General features: G+C 56.4%; 14 protein-coding genes. 8 read left to right on the top strand and 6 right to left on the bottom strand.

The features are described 5' to 3' along the window. Window positions 1–3: 3 nt before the first annotated feature. The 6 genes from ACFOOP_RS01115 to ACFOOP_RS01090 all read left to right on the top strand — a co-directional run bounded on the left by ACFOOP_RS01115 (window position 4) and on the right by ACFOOP_RS01090 (window position 8595). Complete coding sequence (locus ACFOOP_RS01115; RefSeq protein WP_379878865.1) at window positions 4–975, top strand: D-alanine--D-alanine ligase family protein; 972 nt, start codon at window positions 4–6, stop codon at window positions 973–975. After that, entirely contained in the window at window positions 975–3239 is a 2265-nt protein-coding gene (locus ACFOOP_RS01110; RefSeq protein ID WP_379878864.1) for a GNAT family N-acetyltransferase, read from the top strand. The genes ACFOOP_RS01115 and ACFOOP_RS01110 overlap by 1 nt, the downstream gene beginning before the upstream one ends. Further along, on the top strand, window positions 3229–3669 hold the full coding sequence (locus tag ACFOOP_RS01105) for an SET domain-containing protein-lysine N-methyltransferase (protein ID WP_379878862.1): 441 nt from the start codon (window positions 3229–3231) through the stop codon (window positions 3667–3669). The genes ACFOOP_RS01110 and ACFOOP_RS01105 overlap by 11 nt, the downstream gene beginning before the upstream one ends. Before the next feature lie 350 nt (window positions 3670–4019). Next, window positions 4020–5303, top strand: a complete 1284-nt coding sequence (locus ACFOOP_RS01100; protein WP_379878860.1) for an efflux RND transporter periplasmic adaptor subunit — start codon at window positions 4020–4022, stop codon at window positions 5301–5303. Window positions 5304–5316: 13 nt separating this feature from the next. Continuing rightward, a complete protein-coding gene (locus ACFOOP_RS01095; protein WP_379878858.1) occupies window positions 5317–7248 on the top strand; it encodes a MacB family efflux pump subunit in 1932 nt (643 codons plus the stop codon). Between the two features lie 3 nt (window positions 7249–7251). Continuing rightward, complete coding sequence (locus tag ACFOOP_RS01090; protein WP_379878857.1) at window positions 7252–8595, top strand: efflux transporter outer membrane subunit; 1344 nt, start codon at window positions 7252–7254, stop codon at window positions 8593–8595. A gap of 102 nt (window positions 8596–8697) precedes the next feature. On the opposite strand, the gene ACFOOP_RS01085 is transcribed toward ACFOOP_RS01090, so the two are convergent. From ACFOOP_RS01085 to ACFOOP_RS01065, 5 genes are read right to left on the bottom strand one after another with little or no spacing between them, the layout of a single operon-like run. Continuing rightward, entirely contained in the window at window positions 8698–9972 is a 1275-nt protein-coding gene (locus ACFOOP_RS01085; RefSeq protein ID WP_379878855.1) for an NAD(P)/FAD-dependent oxidoreductase, read from the bottom strand. 41 nt (window positions 9973–10013) lie between these two features. Then, window positions 10014–11474 carry a DUF1302 domain-containing protein gene (locus ACFOOP_RS01080; protein ID WP_379878853.1) on the bottom strand — a complete coding sequence of 487 codons (1461 nt, stop codon included), beginning with the start codon at window positions 11472–11474 and terminating at the stop codon, window positions 10014–10016. A gap of 18 nt (window positions 11475–11492) precedes the next feature. Continuing rightward, window positions 11493–12284, bottom strand: a complete 792-nt coding sequence (locus tag ACFOOP_RS01075; protein WP_379878851.1) for an outer membrane lipoprotein-sorting protein — start codon at window positions 12282–12284, stop codon at window positions 11493–11495. Further along, window positions 12284–14923, bottom strand: coding sequence for an efflux RND transporter permease subunit (locus ACFOOP_RS01070; protein WP_379878849.1), 2640 nt, complete (start codon window positions 14921–14923; stop codon window positions 12284–12286). Before ACFOOP_RS01070 ends, ACFOOP_RS01075 begins: the two co-directional genes overlap by 1 nt. Window positions 14924–14978: 55 nt before the next feature. Beyond that, window positions 14979–15182, bottom strand: coding sequence for a YgaP family membrane protein (locus ACFOOP_RS01065; protein ID WP_379878847.1), 204 nt, complete (start codon window positions 15180–15182; stop codon window positions 14979–14981). Window positions 15183–15295: 113 nt separating this feature from the next. Here ACFOOP_RS01065 and ACFOOP_RS01060 point away from each other — a divergent pair, with 113 nt between their 5' ends. Further along, complete coding sequence (locus ACFOOP_RS01060; protein ID WP_379878845.1) at window positions 15296–15592, top strand: ArsR/SmtB family transcription factor; 297 nt, start codon at window positions 15296–15298, stop codon at window positions 15590–15592. A gap of 72 nt (window positions 15593–15664) precedes the next feature. Here ACFOOP_RS01060 and ACFOOP_RS01055 read toward each other — a convergent pair whose 3' ends face one another. Then, window positions 15665–17665 (bottom strand): sensor histidine kinase, encoded by a 2001-nt coding sequence (locus ACFOOP_RS01055; RefSeq protein WP_379878843.1) that lies wholly within the window; start codon window positions 17663–17665, stop codon window positions 15665–15667. Window positions 17666–17714: 49 nt separating this feature from the next. Between ACFOOP_RS01055 and ACFOOP_RS01050 the strand changes: the two genes are divergently transcribed. Beyond that, window positions 17715–18326 carry a response regulator gene (locus tag ACFOOP_RS01050; protein WP_379878841.1) on the top strand — a complete coding sequence of 204 codons (612 nt, stop codon included), beginning with the start codon at window positions 17715–17717 and terminating at the stop codon, window positions 18324–18326. Window positions 18327–18387 lie beyond the last annotated feature (61 nt).

The following is an 18387-nucleotide window of genomic DNA, read 5'->3' as shown; positions in this document are numbered from 1 at the left end:
ACCATGGGCGGCTACATTCCGGTGATACATGGCTCGCCCGCCGACCGGCCGGACGAGGATGACACGCTTCGCAATGCCGGAATCATCTCCCGCGCGCTTTGCGCGCGCGGCTATGACAGCGATATTCTGGAAATCGACTTTGACTTGACCGTTATTGAAAAGCTTGCGCAGAAAAAACCCCTTGCGGCTTTCAATCTGGTTGAAGCGATCCGCGGCAATGGCGCTCACGGTCATATTGTCTGCGCCGCCATGGATCACTTCGGCCTTGCTTATACAGGCGCGGGGGCGACAGCCTATTTTCAAAGCTGCTCCAAAATCCTCAGCAAGCAAGTGCTGCAGGCGGCCGGTCTTCTTGCGCCCCATTGCTGGATGGGTCAGGCGCCGCCGGCTGGCGCGGGCAAGGTCATCATCAAGTCTGTGAGCGAACACGCGTCTTTCGGCATGGACCAGCAATCGGTTATCGATGCGTCACAGGCGGCGGACGAAATCGCTCGTCGGGAACAAAAATTCGGCGGACGGTTCTTCGCCGAGGAATATGTGCACGGGCGTGAGTTTAACATTGCGGTTCTCGAGACCGCAGACGGCCTGCGCGTGCTCCCCATGGCCGAGATGACTTTCGACGCGTTGCCGGAAGGCGTTCTGCCGATTGTCGATTATGCGGCGAAATGGGATGAGAACAGCCCGTCTTATCATCTGACCCGGCGCCGTTTCGGAGTTGAACAGGACGAGCCAGCGCTCGCGAGGCGGCTCCAGATGATGACGCTTGATTGCTGGCGCGCAGCCGATCTTGCAGGATATGCGCGGGTTGATTTTCGCGTCGATGACAAAGGCGCGCCTTTCATTCTTGAATTCAACACCAATCCCTGTTTGGCGCCGGAAGCCGGGTTTGCCGCGGCGCTGTGTGAGGCCGGGCTTTCCTTCGAGGATGGCGTTGAAGCGATTGTTCTTGCGGCCTTGCGCCGTCGGGGCTGCTGATGTTCCGCATCCGTCATTTGAGCGATGCAGCCGCGCCTGCGAACCGGCGCGCCATCGCTGAAATCCAGGGCATCATTCGGGACCGCTTTGCGCTGATGCCGGCGCGGGATATTGAAAAGATCCCCGACCAGATCGCGGACCCGGTCCGTTACGAATTTGTGTCTGATGTTTTCGTCATGGAGGATGGCCGCGGGCATATCCGCGCCTTTGCGATCCTGCTTGCAGACCCGGCTCTTTCTTTTGGTTTTCTCGAACTGATTGCAACGGCAAAAGGTCAGACTCGCGGCGGGATCGGCGCGGCGCTCTACGCCCATGTGCGTGAACATGCGCTGGCGCGAGGATTGAAAGGGGTTTATTTCGAATGTTTGCCTGACGATCCTGCGCTTAGCCCCGATCCGGCAATCCGCAAGGAAAATGAGGCGCGGCTGAAATTCTATGAACGCTTCGGCGCCTTTCCGATCATGGGCACGGCTTATGAAACACCGGTAAAGGATGGCGACACCGACAGCCCCTATCTCGTCTTTGACGGGCCTGGCGATTTTCACTTGCCGAAAGCCGCGCAGGTGAAAAAAATCGTCAGTGCAATTTTGACGCGCAAATATGCGCATTTATGTCCGCCTGCATATATTGAAAAGGTCGTCGGTTCTATCGACGACAAGACGATGCACCTTCGCGAAGCGCGTTATGGCGGTCCTAAAGCAGAAGCCTTGCTGGCGCCGAAGACGTTTAACCTACCTGTCATCGTCAATGATAAACACGATATCCACCATATTCGCGAACGCGGTTATGTGGAGGCGCCTGTCCGCGTCAAGTCAATCCTTTCCGAACTGACCAAATGTGCGTTTTTCGCTCAGGCGCCGGCGAAAGATTTTCCGGACCGATGGATCAAGGCGGTGCATGACCCAAAGCTCGTCGACTATATCGAGCGCGCATGCAAGGAAGCGCCTGAAGGGAAATCCGTTTATCCTTATGTCTTTCCAATCCGCAATGCGGGCCGGATGCCGAAAGACAGGTCAGTGCTGGCGGGATACTGGTGCATAGATACCTTCACGCCGCTCAACGCCAACGCCTATCCGGCGGCGCGCGAAGCGATCGATTGTACGCTGACCGCAGCGGAAATGGTGCTGGATGGCGCTCCGGCGGCTTATGCGCTCGTCCGCCCTCCAGGCCACCATGCGGAGCGCAAGGCGTTCGGCGGCTTTTGCTATTTTAACAATGCGGCCGTGGCGGCGAACTACCTTTCCGACTATGGAAGGGTCGCTATTCTCGATGTGGATTATCATCATGGCAATGGCACGCAGGATATATTCTACGAACGCGCCGATGTCCTCACGATCTCGATCCATGGCGATCCAAGTTTCGCGTATCCTTATTTTACCGGGTTCAAGGATGAGACGGGACGCGGCGAAGGGGCGGGTGCCAATCTCAACATTCCCTTGGCCGAAACGATCACACCGGAAGATCACCGCAAAGCCTTGAAGCGTGCGCTCTCGCGCGTTGCCGAGCATGATCCGGCCTTTCTTGTTGTGGCGCTCGGCCTCGATGCCGCCAAGGGCGACCCCACGGGCACATGGCCGTATATTGCTGCGGACTTTGCAAGGATGGGCGAAATCATCGCGGCAGCGGGCCTTCCGACGGTCTTCGTTCAGGAGGGCGGTTATCGCGTGCAAAATCTCGGGGTCAACGCCCGCCGTTTTTTCGAAGGCTTCGCCTCAAAAGCGGGCGCTATTGGGTCTTATCGCAAGCCAGAGAAGAAGAAAGATGTGGCGGAAAAACCCCTCTCCTGGCGGGCGGCGGTGCGCCTGAGCGATGTGGCAGAGATCCGCCGCATCGTCACTGCGACGGCTGCGTTCAGCGCGGAAGAAGTCGGGATCGCCGGCGAGCTTGCAGAAGAACGGATCGCAAAGGGCAGGACCAGCGGATACGACTTCATCTTTGCCGGCTATGGCGAGCGCCTCGCAGGGTACTCCTGCTACGGACGAACGCCGGGGACAGAAAAAGCCTATGACCTTTACTGGATAGCGGTCGATCCCGATTCTGGCCGCAAGGGTCTTGGCGCCGACATACTCGCGCGTACGGAAAAAGCCGTCGCCCAGCTTGGCGGCGCCTTTCTTGTCGCCGAGACCTCGTCAACGGCGCCCTACGAAAAAGCGCGAGCTTTTTATAAGAAGCATGGCTTTAAAAAACTTGTTCAGATCGCCGATTTCTATCGTCCCGGCGATGACAAGATCATATTCAGGAAAGACATCTCTAATGAGCATTGAAATCCAGCCGGACGCCATTCATGATATCAAATATAATGACTTCTGGCGCCGCCGTCCGAACCTTGCCGCTCCCGGAAAGAGCCGTTTTGGCGGGCGCGGTCTCATCGCATTGCGCGAGATTAAGCAGAGTTCGCTTATCGATATGGCCTGTACAGTTGAGATTACTGAAGAACAGTGTCTGCAGTTGGATGAAATCCACCCCATAGGGGATTTTTACTTCGCTCACCCTGAAAATCCAAAGGCCGGGCTAATGGCGTATGGCATAATGAGTTTCTGTAATCATGCAGAACATGCAAATGCCGATATTCGGTGGGAGCGGCATGACTCATTAGGCTGGTTAGCGATTCTGGTTGCGCTGAATACAATTTCTCAAGGCGAAGAAATCACATACCGCTATAAATGCCCGTTGTGGTTTTCGGCCGGTGCATAATCCTGGCGTTTCAGCGTAGCCGCTGCCGATTTTCTGTCTTGGCGGTCAGCCGCCAGCGCTTAGCAGACAGAATCAACAATTCCTGTGGCATCGCAGAATGGTCGGTCTCCGCCCCTATCTCTCATGAGCTCCCACTAGCATGAAGGCTGCGGCCAGCGGGCGGCTGGAGGTTGCGTCCATATTCGGCCACAAAATGACCTGAAAATTGACGCTGCTTGTTCCAACGGAATCTCCCGTTTCATGCGTTAAGTCATCATACAGGCCTGTCGCGCCATGGGGCGGGTTGGCGGGACAAGGAATTTGGTGCTGCGATGAGGTCAAAAAGAACAAGCGCTTTCAGGGTGCTGGCTATGGCTTTGCTTGTGTCAGCAATCGCTGTGGGCGGCTATGTTTTCATGCGTGGCCGAAACGCGGCGCCCGATTATCAGACGGCTGAGATTGTGACGGGCGATATAGAGATCGCCATTTCCGCCGCCGGAAAAATTCAGCCAAAGAACTATGTGGATGTCGGGGCGCAGGTTTCAGGCCAGCTCGAAGAGTTTTTTTTCGAGGTTGGCGACCGGGTCGAAAAAGGCGACCTTCTGGCCCAGATTGATGAAACGCTTGCAGCGACGAAGGTTGAGGCGGACCGCGCGCAACTGAAAGAGCTTGATGCTTCTTTTGCGCAACAACAGGCGTCGCTGGAACTCTCGAAAGCAAACGCGGCGCGCGCCGACATGCTTTACAAGGCTGACGCCATATCACAGGCTGAATATCAGGCCGCCATTGCAGACAGGAAGATTGCAGCTGCAAGACTGACCCAGCTTGAAGCCCAGATTGAGCGCCAGAATTCCACGCTTGAGGCCGATGAAGCGACCCTCGAATTCACCAAAATATATGCGCCCATGTCAGGCACGATTGTTTCCCAGTCTGCGGTTGTCGGGCAAACCTTGAACGCCAACCAGACAACGCCGACAATTCTACGCATCGCTGACCTTACCATCATGACGGTGGAAGCGGATGTTTCGGAAGCTGATGTCTTGCGTGTCAAAAAAGGTCAGGACGCCTATTTCACCACGCTTGGCGGCGGAAACGGGAAATGGCGCACCACGGTGCGTCAGGTTTTGCCGCAGCCGGAAATCCTGAATGATGTTGTGCTGTATAAGGTGTTGCTCGATATTTCGAATGATGACGAATTGCTGAAACCGGAAATGACGGCTCAGGTTTTCTTCGTTTCCGGCTCTGCGAAAGATGCTGTGCTGGCGCCCGTCGCCGCCTTGCGCGATTCTCGCCGCTCCCAAAGTGCACAAAGAGGCGAGGGCGAACGTCGTCGCGACAAAGAAGAGCGTCGGGGGCTGATGGCAGCCCAGGCGAGCGGACTGGGTGAGGAACAAAATCCACGTCGCGCGGCCATGCGAGAGACCATGGCGGCCAATCCTGACGCTGAACGCAAGATGGTGACAGTGCTGGAGAACGGCGAGTTGCGCCCGCAACCCGTGCTGGTGGGCCTCACAAACCGCACCCAGGCGGAAATCCTTTTCGGTCTGTCGCCAGGTGAGATTGTCGTCACCGGTCAGGCGTTTACAGCGCCAACAGCGCAAAGCGGTGATCGCACGCGCCGCCCGCCCGGCATGGGCCGGCGCGGACCGCGCTAAGGGAGGCGAACGCATGTCTCCACTCATCGATATTCAAAATGTCAGTCGTGTGTATGGCAAAGGTGAAGCGGAAGTGCGGGCGCTTGATGGCGTAAGCCTGACCATCAAGGCTGGCGAATTCGTCGCCATTGTTGGCCAGTCCGGCTCCGGCAAATCGACCCTGATGAATATTCTGGGATGTCTCGACCGGCCCACAAGCGGCGTTTACTCGGTGCGCGAAAAGAATGTCTCAACATTAACGCCTGACGAATTGGCGGCGCTTCGGCGCGATACTTTTGGCTTTGTGTTCCAGCGCTATAATCTGCTGACGACGGTGTCTGCGGCGGAAAATGTCGAAATGCCGGCGATCTATGCCGGCGGCAAGCTTGAAGAACGTCGCAGCCGCGCTCAGGCGTTGCTGGAAAAGCTTGGGCTCGGCGATCGCGGCCAGCATCGGCCAAATGAGCTTTCCGGCGGCCAGCAACAACGAGTGGCCGTCGCCCGCGCGCTGATGAATGACGCCGAGGTCATTCTCGCTGACGAGCCCACCGGCGCGCTCGACTCCAGCTCCGGATCTGAGTTGCTGGCGCTGCTGGAGGAGTTGCACGCCTCGGGGCGTACGATCATTTTGATCACGCACGATCATAATGTCGCCGCGCGCGCCCACAGGATCATCGAACTTGCTGACGGCAAGGTTATTTCCGACACCGGCGAAACAGAAGATTTGAAGACGGTTAAGCCATTTGAAAAAACGGTGGATGCGCCGACCTGGCTTCTGCAAGCCAGCGAAGCCGTGAAAATGGCCTTCCGGTCGCTTCGCGCCAATCTGTTCCGCACCTCGCTGACGCTTTTGGGCGTTGTCATCGGCGTCGCCGCCGTGGTCGCGATGTTGGCGATTGGCGAAGGCAGTTCGAAACAGGTAGTGGCGAGTATCGAAACCATGGGATCAAACCTGTTATTCGTGCGGCCCGGTGCCCCCGGCACGCGCATGCGCGGTTCGGCGATTGCGAGTTTGACGATGGAAGACGCTGCAAGGCTCGCCGAAATCGACAACATCATCGCCGCTATTCCGACGCGCTCCGGTCGCGAGACATTGCGCGTCGATAGTGCTGATTATCAGACTTCAATCGACGGAGTCTCCTACGATTGGCCGCTAGCCCAGAACTGGGAGATGGCCTATGGGACCTTTTTTACCGAAGACGATCAGACCCGTCGCGCCGCCGTTGTTGTGCTTGGCTATACCGTCGCTGACAATCTGTTTGACAATGTCGCCTCAGCCGTAGGTGAATATGTTTTTATCGGCGGTGCGCCGTTTGAAGTCGCCGGCGTTCTTGCGCCGAAAGGCGCAACCGCCTGGGGACAGGATATGGACGATGTCGCGCTGGCGCCCATCACCACGGGAATGATGCGTTTGTTTGGTCAGAACTATCTGTCGTCAATCACTATCGCCGTCGATGACACCAAGCGCATATCGGAGACTGAAGCTGCGGCGCAGGCGCTTTTGCTGTCTCGCCATGGCGTCGAGGATTTTCAGTTGCGCAACACGGCCTCCATTCTGGAATCTGTTGAGGAAACGCAAAAAGCTTTCTCGGTTTTGCTCGGCTCAGTGGCGGCGATCTCTCTCGTCGTCGGGGGTATCGGCGTCATGAATATCATGCTGGTTAGTGTCACTGAGCGTACGCGTGAAATCGGCGTGCGCATGGCGACCGGCGCGCGGCGATCGGACATCATGATGCAGTTTAACACCGAGGCGCTGGTGGTCGGGGCGCTTGGCGGGTTTATTGGCGTTCTGATCGGCCTCGGCGTATCGCTGGCGCTTGGCGCAACCGGCATGTCCATCGCCATCACACCCGCGCCATCCATGCTCGCTTTCGGATCGGCGCTCGCTATTGGTCTCCTCTTTGGTTTTATGCCCGCGCGCAAAGCATCGCGGCTGGACCCTGTCATTGCTTTGGCGTCGGAGTAGAACATGAAAAAAATATTCTTATCCGCCACTGCGCTTTCTCTCGCCGCCTGCGCTACGGCCTCGCCGCCGGTCAGCGAGCTTACGAGGATGCCGGCGAGTTACGATTATGCTGGCGAGCTCACCGAAGTTGAGAAGGCTGATGCGCTGTGGTGGACGAGTTTTCGCGACGCGGAACTGAATGGACTGATCGACACCGCGCTTGACGCCAATCAGGACATCGCTGGGGGCGTCGCCGCCCTCAAATCGGCCCGCGCATCGGTCAGAGTTGCGAATGCATCCTTGTTTCCGCAATTGAGCGCTGGCGCTTCAGCCTCCTCCAATACCGAAGGCGGCGGGCTTGACGATATTTCCGCATCGGCGCGGGGCTCGGCTTCCTATCAGCTCGATCTCTTCGGCCAGAACCGCGCCAGCCGCGCCGCCGCCCGCGCCGGATATGACGCACAAGTCTTCGATCAACGCGCGCTTGAACTCACGGTCGCCTCGGATGTGGCCTTTACCTATTTCTCGGTGCTCGTCGCGCGTGAACGCCTTGATGTCGCGCGCTCTAATCTCGAGATTTCCGAGCGCATCTTCGACATCATCCAGACCCGCTATGACGCCGGCGACGTTTCACGGTTCGATGTTGAGAGCCAGAAGGCTTCTCTCGCGAATGCGCGCGCACGCGTTCCCCAAATTGAACAACAAGTGGTGAGCCTCGAGACCGCTCTGTCTGTGCTGCTGGGCCGCACGCCGCAGGGCTATGAAGCGCCAGCAGGGGATATTCTGGCGATGACCCCGCCTGCGATTAACCCCGGCATGCCATCCGAGTTATTGTTGCGGCGCCCGGACTTACTCAGCGCCGAGGCGCAATTGCGCGCGGCTGATGCGAATGTCGCCGCCGCGCAGCGGGCTTTCTTTCCCTCCATCGATCTATCAGCCGGGGCGAATGCCGGGCTGACGGGCGGGACCAGCCTTATTGGTTCTCTGGCTGCATCGCTCGCGGCGCCGATTTTCACAGGCGGGCGCCTGGAAGGCCAGCTTGATTCAGCAGAAGCGCGCGTCGAGCAGCAAATTGCGCGCTACCGCCAGGCGACGCTCAACGCGCTGCGCGATGTGGATGTCAGCCTCAGCGCGCTCGCCACGGCAGAACAGCGGGAAGAACAGCTTGTCATCGCCCGGGACGCCGCAGAGCAATCGCTGTCCCTTGCAGAAATCAGATATCGCTCAGGCGCGGACAATCTGACCAGCCTTTTGAATGCGCAGTCCACGGCTTTCAGCGCATCAGACAGTCTGGTGCAGGGCAGGCTTGATCGATTATCGGCGGCGATTGATCTTTATGGCGCCATCGGCGGCGGCTGGAACGGGTAATGTCGGATGGATAGAACCCGTGAGTGTTGCTGATTGAGGTTCCTCAATCCATTGGCGTTTCCCTTACGCGCCAGAAACATCAAGCGAAGATGAGAGCGACGATCAGGTCTTGAGCTTTTCAAGCCCAAGAAGCTTTAAGACGGCTTTTTCATAGTATGGTTCGGTCTTACCGCTTTTGACTTTTCCCAGGAAATATTTTTCAAACGCGACTTTGGCGAGATGCACCCATCTACCTTCCGCCGCCCAGTTGACGTTGCGCGGTGGAATTTGCGGCATGGCGACGAACGCGACGCCGCCATCGCCGAAATCAGCGAGGCACATGGCGTTCCAGGTTGCTTCGTGGGTCGGCTCCGCGCCGTTCAGGATCTCGCCAATATTCCCTGCTGTCGCTGCGGTCATAGACTCAATCATGAAGCCGGTTTTGGGCACGCCGACCGGAACGGGCGTTGGCCCTATGGGCGGAATAGCGACGCAAACGCCTACCGAAAAGATGTTCTTGAAAGTGGGATTCCGCTGGTTCTTGTCGACAATGATAAAACCGCGCGGATTGACGAGGCCTTCGATGTCCCGCACGGCTGGAATGCCGCGAAACGCCGGCAGGAGCATGGAATAAGAGGCGGCGACCTCATGTTCTTTTTTCAAGCTCCCGTTTTCGTCGAGCTCTTCAACATGCATTTTGTCGGCGCTGACATTCTTGATTTTGGCGTTGGTGATCCATTTGATGTGATGATCGCGTAATTGCGACTCGAGCAATGACTTTGTATCGCCGACGCCGTCGAGGCCCAAATGGCCGATGTAAGGCTCGGAAGTGATAAAGGTCATGGGAACCTTGTCACGGATTTTCCGTTTGCGCAGTTCTGCGTCGAGGATGAAGGCGAACTCATAGGCTGGCCCAAAACATGACGCGCCTTGAACGGCGCCGACAACGATGGGTCCCGGATTTTTGACGAAGGCTTCAAAAGCGGCATGAGCCGATTTTGCGTGTGGCGTTGTGCAGATGGAGTGTGTGTGACCGCCATGAGGCCCAAGCCCCTCGATCTCGTCAAAGGCGAGTTCAGGGCCGGTTGCGATGATCAGATAGTCGTAATTGACGGTGCGCCCGTCAGCCAGTTCAATAGCGTTCGTCTCCGGGCGAAGCTTCGTCGCAGCGACTGGAATGAAGTCGATGTTCTTTTTGGCCAGCGGCTTTTCTAGCTCTACGCTGATTTGCTCCGGGGTGCGCCAGCCGACGGCGACCCAAGGGTTCGAGGGCGTAAAATCAAAGCTCGGTTTATCGGAAATGACCGTAACCTTGTCTTCTTTACGGGCTGTTGCGCGGACCTCATAAGCCATCACGACGCCGCCAAGGCCTCCGCCCAGCACTACGATATGAGCCATGGTTTCCTCTCCTTCATTATCGCGTCAGGCATGCTGCGCGTTTAAAAATTCCGTCTTACGCCGACAAACAGATTGGTGTTGTCCTGAAGCTGGCCAAAGAAAGTGTCTTCCTGAGAGCCGTAAAAAATATTGCCGCCAGCTTCGGTGAGCCATGCGTCGTTGAGTTTGTATGAGGCGCGGAAACGGAAATATCCGTCCTTTTCATTCGGACTCCAGAAGTTAAAACCGGAAAGAGTGAGATTCTGGTTGAGCATGAGTTTGGTCAATCGCAGCGTCACAACATGGCGCATCCGGTCAGGCGTCGCGGCTCCAAGGGGGAGAGAGTTAGATAGCGCGGCATAGTCGGAGAGAATTTCTCCGACATACTGAACGGAGGCCGTGAGTTCGCTGGCGATTTCCCGCTCATACCCAACCAGAAAGCGGGTTTCGCTGTTGCGGATGAAAGGATCGGCGCCGGAAAGGTCGTCGCGGCTGAAATAGTGTCCGGCTTCAGCGGTCAGGATCCCGCCGCGTACGGGCCCGCGCAGACTGCCGCCGATGACGGCGAGGCGAGGGTGGAAGGGTTCTCCTGAGAGGGTTTGGCCCTCCGGTGTTTTCCAATAGCCTGCATAGCCGTAAAGCGCGGTTTCGAACCCGGCTATATTGCGGTAGGCGCGGGCGGCGAATTCATCTTCGGAAAACCAGCTGTCGCGCGCTTCAGGGGCGATAATCGCATCCCGTCCTGCAATCCGGCCTAAGGTTGGATTATAGTAAGAGATGCGGTCGCCCGTGATAAAGCGGTCTGCATCGAAACGCGGTGTGTAAACGACTTCAATATTGGCGATGTTGCTGAACGCTGAAACGCGGATCGCATCAGAGGGGGCCTTCAGATACTCGTCGTCGCGGCCGATGAAGAAAGACCGGAAATCTTTCGGGAAGAGATCATTGATAAAGACGAGATCGCCGACACCCCAGGTCAGGATCTGACGGCCCGCTTTGATGTCGAGAAAGTCGAGCGGACGGACAAGAACATTCGCTTCCCGCAGATCGAAAAAGCCCCGGCCGGTTTCGAGATTGACGTCACTGACATCTTCCACTTGGTCGTAGAAAAAGTCGCCGACAAAACGGAAGGTCGCGTTGCGGGTTTCAATGTCACGTCCGAGCTGGGCTCTCACTTCGCCGATTGAAAGCGCTTTTTGCGTGGGGTCGCTGACGACCCGTACGCCCGCGCGGGCTTCGACAAAACCGGTGAGGCCGAACGGCGCCGTAAAGGGTTTATCAGATCCGGAAAAACTGGTTTCCGCAGTTTTGGTCTCATCTGCGGCGAGGCCGGGCGGCAGGGCGGGGCCTGTTTCTTCGCCGAGACCGGATGGCAGCGCCGGTGCGGTGGGAGAAGTTTCTTTTTGTTTGGTTTCCTCTTGAGCGTCACCGCTCGAGAGCCCGGTCGGAAGCGGCGGCGCGTCCTGCGCGATTGCCGGCGTTGCGCCGAGCATTGCTGCAGTCAAGATGGCTTTCAGTTTCATCGCGCGCCGCCTTTTTCTCTAGCGCAGTTCGCGCCGCGGCGGATTGCGCAGGTAACGCTCGGAGAAAATATCCTCCGGCAGGCCGGTGTCATAGGCGACTTCAGAATACTGCATTTCCGTAACGCCGCCGATGCGCGTGTCCGCCATGGATGATTTCACGACGGTTGGCTTGCCGTCGATCGTCTCAACGCCGAGCGCCGTGTAGGTGCGATAGGTTTCGCCGTTTTCGTCGTAATATTCCGTTTTCACTGGAATCAATGTCGCTTTATGGATCCAGTTCTTGTAACTGGCGAATTCAACGCCAGAGGTGTCTTTTGGCGTGGAGCTTACGACGTAATAATCGTCTGTTTCTTCCACGAGAACATGGCTGTCTTCCTCCGGGCCGCGGCCGGACACGTCCTCATAGAAGAAGTGCGAGCCGACAAAGCTGGTGCGCTCGTCAGACGGGGCGATACGTTTGACGAGGTCGAGCGCGGGCAAATACAGCCAGCGATCATCGTCAGCGGCGGGATGTTTCCAGACAAGGAAAGACGTTTTATTCACGTCTGCTGGGCGCTCAAAGAAAACATAAAAGCGCTGTTCGCCATTATCGACATTGCCGATATCCTTGCGGAGAATGACAAAGTCGCGCGTTCGTTCGCGCCCTTGTGCGTCCTTGATGGACATGTGCACTTTTGCGCGGCCATCCTCGCCCTGGTAATAGGCGGCGGCGCTCGCCTTGTTGACAATCTCCTGCACGTCCTGCGCAAACGCTGTTGAGATCGAAAGCGCGGTGACGGCGGCTGTCGTGATGAGTTTTTTGACAAACATTATGCTCTCCTTTCAGGGAACAGTCTTTTCTTGAATATGGTGATGAGGGCGGGCAGCCCCAAGAGGGTTGCGACACCGGCGAGGAAGAGTATCGCCGAGATGAAAACGCCCACCGTCTGATAGGGAACCAGCGGTGCGAGGAGCAGCGGCAGAAAGCCGACGCCGATCACGATCACATTGCGGAAGATCGCACGCGCCGGTTCGCCGAAGGCCTGTTTCGCCGTGAGAACCCAGTCGCCAATGCCTTCGTAGAGCTGCCGCGCGCGGGCGTTGAAGTGAATGGCGTAGTCAATGGCGAGACCGAGGCTGAGCGAAGACAGGACAGCCACGGGCATGTCGTAATCTTTGCCGATGAGGCCGATCACGCCGTAGATCACGCCGATGGTCACCGTCAGCGGCGCCATGGAGAGAAGGCCCCAGGCGAAAGAGCGGAAGAGGATGGTCATCAGGATCAGCACCATGATAAAGCTGCCAAGAAACGCTTTCGCCATGCCAGACACCATTTTCTGCTGCCACGCCACATTGATATAGGTCAGGCCGAACCAGTCATGGCTCACGGCCATTGGCGGCGGGTTCTGGGCCATAAACTCGTCTACGGATTTTATGACGGCGCTCATGTCGATATTGTCGCCGCTCTTCAATTGGAGCCACAGCACCGTTTTTTTGAAGTCGGGGGTGACGAGCTTGAAGAGATCCTGCGGGCGGTGGCTGTTTTGATAGGTGATCAGGGTTTGCGCCACAGCTTCCGGCGTATCGGGAATGCGATAGGCTTCCGCTTCCCCAAGAAACAGGTCGCGGTGAACTGTTTTGACAATATCGGTTACCGCATTCGACTTACCCACGAGTCCGGTCGAGGCGAGATGCGCCTGAAGCTTTTCAATATAGGCGAGCATTTCAGGCTGTTTGAAGACTTCTTCAGCCTGTGAGGCGGCGTCGATGGCGAGGATAGCGTCATCCCAGGCATACCAGTCGTCGTCGGATTGTGTCGCATCACGGGCGGCTTCAGCTTTGCCGCGCAAGACGGAAAGGAATGTGTCAACGCTTTCAGCAGAGCCGCGAAGCGCCTGCGCATCTTTTGCGAGGCCTTGCGCTTGCGGCGTACCGAGCGCGTTGAGGCGGTTTTCCGCATCGCTGGCCACGCTCGCCAGCGCATCGCCGCCTTCGGCGGAAAGTGTGAGATACGCCATATAAGTGCCGCCGAAACGCTCATTGAGGGCGCGGTCGGCAACGCGGATTTCATGGTCCGCGTGGAACCATTTAACCGGATTGTCATTGATGCGAATCTGCGTGACGCCATAGGCGGCGATGGCGAGGGCCAGCAGAAAACCTGCGACGATAAGTTTCGACTGACCGACAGCGAAATCACCGACGCCGTGCAGGAACTTTGCGAGCGGCGTCGTTTCATGGTCGGATTCTTTTCCGCCGGAGCCCATGCCGAAACCAGAGAAGGCTTTTTCCGGCATCACCATGATATAGGCCGGGATCAAGGTGACAGTGAAAAACCAGGCGAAGAAAACGCCGATGGCGACAAAGATGCCGAACACCTGAACCGGCGGAATCGGAGTGAAGGCGAGGGATGCAAAGCCGGCGCAAGTCGTCAAGGTCGTGAACAGCATCGGCTTCCACAACTCGGACATGACATGTTCCAGCGTTTTCCGGCGGTCTTTCATCGCGGGATAACGGTCGTAAAAATCGGATAGGATGTGCACCGCATCGAGCACGGCGATCGGCATCACGAAAATCGGGATCATCGAACTCATGATGTGAACGGTGTTGCCGGTGACGACGAGAAGCCCCATGGCGCCGATCACGGAGACCATGGCGACGAGCATGGGCGACACGATCAGGCTGAGGCGGCGGAAGAAGAACCACATCAGCGCGAAGATCAGCGCCATAGCCATCGGCGCCGAAATCGCCATCTGTTTGAACATCTCCACGCCAAACTGATCCTGGGCGATGGGCAGGCCGGTAATGTGAAAAACTGCGTCGCCGTCGAATCTGGCGATCTTTTCGCGTAGTTGGTTCGCGACGCGGAAGCTCACATCCTTTGAGGTGATCGGAATATAGATCGCCAGCGCCTTGCCATCGCCCGAAACGAGCGTGTCATTAAGCGTCGGAATGCGTTGCGCGCGGTCGCGTACGGCGAGCGCCTGCTCCTGCGTCTGCGGGGCGGCGGGCATCAGCCAGTCAAAGCTGACGGAGCCAAGTCCCGCCTGCTCAATGGAATCGACCGTCGACGGCGCGATTATGTCGACCGCGATAACGCCTTTGCGCGCCAGACCTCCATCTTCACCGTCGCTCCAGCGGATGTTTTCTGCAAATTTTGTCAGCTCATAAATGTCGGAAAGCGTATCTGTATTAAAGACGCCATTCTCATTCTTTTCATTGACGACACCGACAACGACTAGGTCGTAAAGTGTGAACTCCTGTTTCATCTGGTTGTGAAAAATACGAACCGGCTCGTCCTCGGAAAGCATGTTTTCCGGGTCGGTGTCGATTTTCAGTGGTTCCAGAAATGGGAAGCTTTGAGGAGCGAGCGTCGGCGCCGCGACGAGCAAGATCAAGATCAGGCTGAACAGTGCGGACGCCCAAAGATACAGTCCCGGCTTGTTCGAAGCGCTCAACGGCAAGGGATTCATAGGTTGCTCTCCCGCAATATTTCTTGTGTTGTTTTTTTGAACGCTTGAACTGGGATCAGGCGAAAGCTGTTCCCGGCTTGAGCCCCAGCCGCTTCAGGATCATGGCGAGCGGGCAAAAACCAGTGAAGGCGGCCTGGAACATATTAAGGCCGACAAACGCGTTTAAGGCGAACCAGTAGGGGTGCACGAGAAGTCCTAGCGCCAACCCTATCAGCGTTACAAATCCGGCAAAAGCAAAGACGGCGCGGTCGATATTCATGGATCATCTCCCTTTTCGGGCGCTCTCGGTATCTTTCCAGAAGCTTCTGGACTTGCGGCCCGAGGCTCGTCTAAGATATATACATTCGAATATACGAATGTAAAGAGTTAAAAATGGCCAAATTCGCAGAAATGGAAGAAAACGCAGGGGAGGCGACCAACCTCCTGAAGGCGATGGCGTCTCCGCATCGGCTGATGCTGTTGTGCCTGATGGCCGACGGGGAACGGTCCGTGAGTGAGTTGACTGATGAGCTCGGCCTGCGTCAGGCGACGGTCTCCCAACATCTTGCCCGGCTGCGGCAGGAAGGGCTCGTCAAAACCAGGCGTGAAGCACAGACAATATACTATAGTATCGGAAATGAAGCCGCGGCGGCGGTTATTCGTATTCTATACGACACCTATTGCGCATGATGACGCACGGGCGGCAGTTCTTGAAATGTGAAAACCCGCGGCCGGGATTTTCCATCAGCCATCATCGCTTTTCTAGTGATCAGTCATGCCGGTCTTTGGGGTCAGGCGGAAACATGACCCCTTTCCTGGGTGGCTTGTGATGGTCAGCAGCAGGTTATTTTCTTCCGCAAGCCTGGCGACAATATCAAGTCCCAGACCTTTGCCGTCCTGATGTGCGTCGGAATATGCGCCGCGCGCCTTACGGTCGAGTATATGATCGACTTCCATTGACGACATGCCGGGCCCTGTATCGTAGACTTCAATGCCGGGCTGGCCATTGCGCAGCCGGCACCCAATGAGCACAGCGCCGGACGTTGTGTATTTTATCGCGTTTGATGTCAGGTTGGCGACGATGCGCAGCAACGTCATGGCGCTGACAGGCATCGTCCGGCGGCTGGTGACTGTGCGCAATTGCAGATTCTTTGAAAGAGCCTCCTCTGCAAACATCTCGTTCATGGAAGATATAATCATGGAGAGCGACGTATTCGGCTCTTCCTCCGGTAAGGGATGCGACTTGTTTTCGGTGCCGGTGAGCGCCGATTCCATATACTCATCCACCAGTCCTTCCAGATAGGTGAAGCTGGCGTCAATATCTTTGAGGCGCGCCGCCGAGATCGTATTTTTGTTTATGCTCTCTTGAATGGATGCTCTCAAAGAGAAGAGCGGCTGTCGAATATCATGTGTGGCGTCTGCAAGGATGCGTCCACGATCTTCAGCGACGCGCTGTGTTTCCCGATAGCGTTTTTCAAGACTATCAAGGCGGCTGTGCAAACCCAGATTTATCTGCGCCATGCTCAATTGTTCGCGGAGCGATGCGTCCCTTTGTCTCCGGATTGTGTTGATGCCCTCTAATACAGCCATGCCCATCATTGACGCGTCGAAGACCATCGCCAAGCGTATTATGTCGAGCATGGCGCTACGCGAAACGTCCAGGCCAAATAAGGTTATGCAGGTGACGGCGATAGAGCTCAGGACGATGCCAAACCATCCTGCGACGAAATAGCGGATGCGGCGTCCTTCGCGCCTCCAGGCGTAACAGCCGATTCCCAGGAAGCTGGCGGAGGCTATCAAAACGTAAAAATAGGCGAAGAGTTTGAGCTTGCTTTCCGCAATGAACAATACGCCTGCGACCAGGCTGAAGCCGCCCAGCATGATTGCGAGGAGCAGCTTGTCGCTCAAAGGATATCTCTTCCATGTTAGAAGGTAAGAGCGGGTGAAGAGTGCCGCGAAAAAGGTTAGCGCGCAGGCCAGAGGAAGGCTGGCGAAGTTATTGAAGGCTGGATGGTTCGGCCAAAGATACTGAAATGTGTATCCGTCGCGATGCAGCACATAGAGAAAAACAGAGGCGGCGTAAAAAAAGTAGGTGATAAAGATGAAGCGTTTTTGTAACAAAAATGCGATGACGCTCATGGCTAAAAAGACGAGAATGACTGCGTAGAAGATGAAGAATTTAGCCGTATTGGCGTGAGTGCTGGCGATGAAGCTGGTTTCTGTTTCTATACGAATAGGAAGCGATGTATCGCCATGCGATCTGTAACGAATCCAGATTGTCGTCGCCTCTTCCGACGCTAATGAAAACTGAGCCACGAGATTCGGATGAGGAATGTCGCGTGTAGAAAATGGGCTGGCGATTGATTGAGAAAGCAGGCGCTCCTCGCGAGAGTCGTTCGCCAGTATCACGCCAAGCTCAAACATGAAATTTGTCTCAAGCACGAGAACTTTCTGCGTGATGTCTTTTGATGCGCTTTTCACGGGGATGCGTAGCCAAATCGCGTCTGTTGTGTGGGAAAAAGACGGCTCCTTGGTTGTGACCGGTGTAAAATTATTGACCGGCAAAGCTCTAATGTCGCTAAGGGTCATTTCATGAGATGGATCGAAATAGACCATAATATATGGCCGAAGATCCCGCACAGGCTGGTTTTCTTCAAGGATGATCGCTTGATTAGCGGCTGCTGCAGATGAGAGAATTCCGAGCAATAGGCCGCACAAGGATAAAAATATCCATTTGCCTTTATGTGCGTTTGTGGTTTTCATGCTAGATGTCCCGAAGCGAACCGGTGCGGCCATGGCTTATAGCGTGATAGTGGCGGATGATCATGCCCTTGTCAGACAAGGGGTGAAAGGTGCAATTGATGCTGGCGAAGAATTTTCGATCGCCGCTGAAGCGGCTGACGGCATTCAGGCGATCATTCAGGTCAAAAAGCATCGTCCAAATCTTTTGGTGCTCGATATCGCAATGCCCCATTCGAACGGGATCGAAGTGATAGATGAGGTTCACCGGTGGAGTCCCGAAACAAAAATCCTTGTGCTGACGGGGCTTACATCGGGGGGGGTCTTGCGGCAGGCGCGGCAGGCGGGGGCGAATGGTGTTTTCCTGAAATCAGATGATATCGATGCGCTTCTAGATGCGGCGCGCGCCATCATGGCTGGAAACGAGGCGTTTTCGCCCAGAGTTCAGGCGGCGCTCGATTGTCCTGCCCTCGGCGCTGATCTAACGCCGCGAGAGCGTCAGGTGCTGCAAGGGTTGGCGCGCGGCGATTCGATCGCCGTGATCGCTGACCGGCTGAGCATCAGCGCCAACACGGCTGACAAACACCGTACAAGCATCATGCGTAAGCTGGGCGTTCATTCCGCCGGTGAATTGATGGCGCTTGCGCATCGTGAAGGGCTTCTCGAGATTTCGCGGCATACCTGACGGCAAATCTCCGAAAAGTGGTCGAACCCCAGTAAATATGCGGGTCTCATGCACCGATATG

Source organism: Hyphococcus aureus (genome assembly GCF_042643165.1).
Classification (GTDB): domain Bacteria; phylum Pseudomonadota; class Alphaproteobacteria; order Caulobacterales; family Parvularculaceae; genus Hyphococcus; species Hyphococcus aureus.
The sequence above is the reverse complement of the archived record's forward strand: the minus strand, read 5'-3'. Positions and strand labels throughout refer to the sequence as shown.

Coding starts and splice junctions, on each gene's coding strand:
- ACFOOP_RS01055 (WP_379878843.1), bottom strand. CDS start 17,665: ATGAAAACCACAAACGCACATAAAGGCAAATGGATATTTTTATCCTTG.
- ACFOOP_RS01085 (WP_379878855.1), bottom strand. CDS start 9,972: ATGGCTCATATCGTAGTGCTGGGCGGAGGCCTTGGCGGCGTCGTGATG.
- ACFOOP_RS01075 (WP_379878851.1), bottom strand. CDS start 12,284: ATGTTTGTCAAAAAACTCATCACGACAGCCGCCGTCACCGCGCTTTCG.
- ACFOOP_RS01090 (WP_379878857.1), top strand. CDS start 7,252: ATGAAAAAAATATTCTTATCCGCCACTGCGCTTTCTCTCGCCGCCTGC.
- ACFOOP_RS01070 (WP_379878849.1), bottom strand. CDS start 14,923: ATGAATCCCTTGCCGTTGAGCGCTTCGAACAAGCCGGGACTGTATCTT.
- ACFOOP_RS01080 (WP_379878853.1), bottom strand. CDS start 11,474: ATGAAACTGAAAGCCATCTTGACTGCAGCAATGCTCGGCGCAACGCCG.
- ACFOOP_RS01095 (WP_379878858.1), top strand. CDS start 5,317: ATGTCTCCACTCATCGATATTCAAAATGTCAGTCGTGTGTATGGCAAA.
- ACFOOP_RS01115 (WP_379878865.1), top strand. CDS start 4: ATGGGCGGCTACATTCCGGTGATACATGGCTCGCCCGCCGACCGGCCG.
- ACFOOP_RS01065 (WP_379878847.1), bottom strand. CDS start 15,182: ATGAATATCGACCGCGCCGTCTTTGCTTTTGCCGGATTTGTAACGCTG.
- ACFOOP_RS01060 (WP_379878845.1), top strand. CDS start 15,296: ATGGCCAAATTCGCAGAAATGGAAGAAAACGCAGGGGAGGCGACCAAC.
- ACFOOP_RS01100 (WP_379878860.1), top strand. CDS start 4,020: ATGGCTTTGCTTGTGTCAGCAATCGCTGTGGGCGGCTATGTTTTCATG.
- ACFOOP_RS01105 (WP_379878862.1), top strand. CDS start 3,229: ATGAGCATTGAAATCCAGCCGGACGCCATTCATGATATCAAATATAAT.
- ACFOOP_RS01110 (WP_379878864.1), top strand. CDS start 975: ATGTTCCGCATCCGTCATTTGAGCGATGCAGCCGCGCCTGCGAACCGG.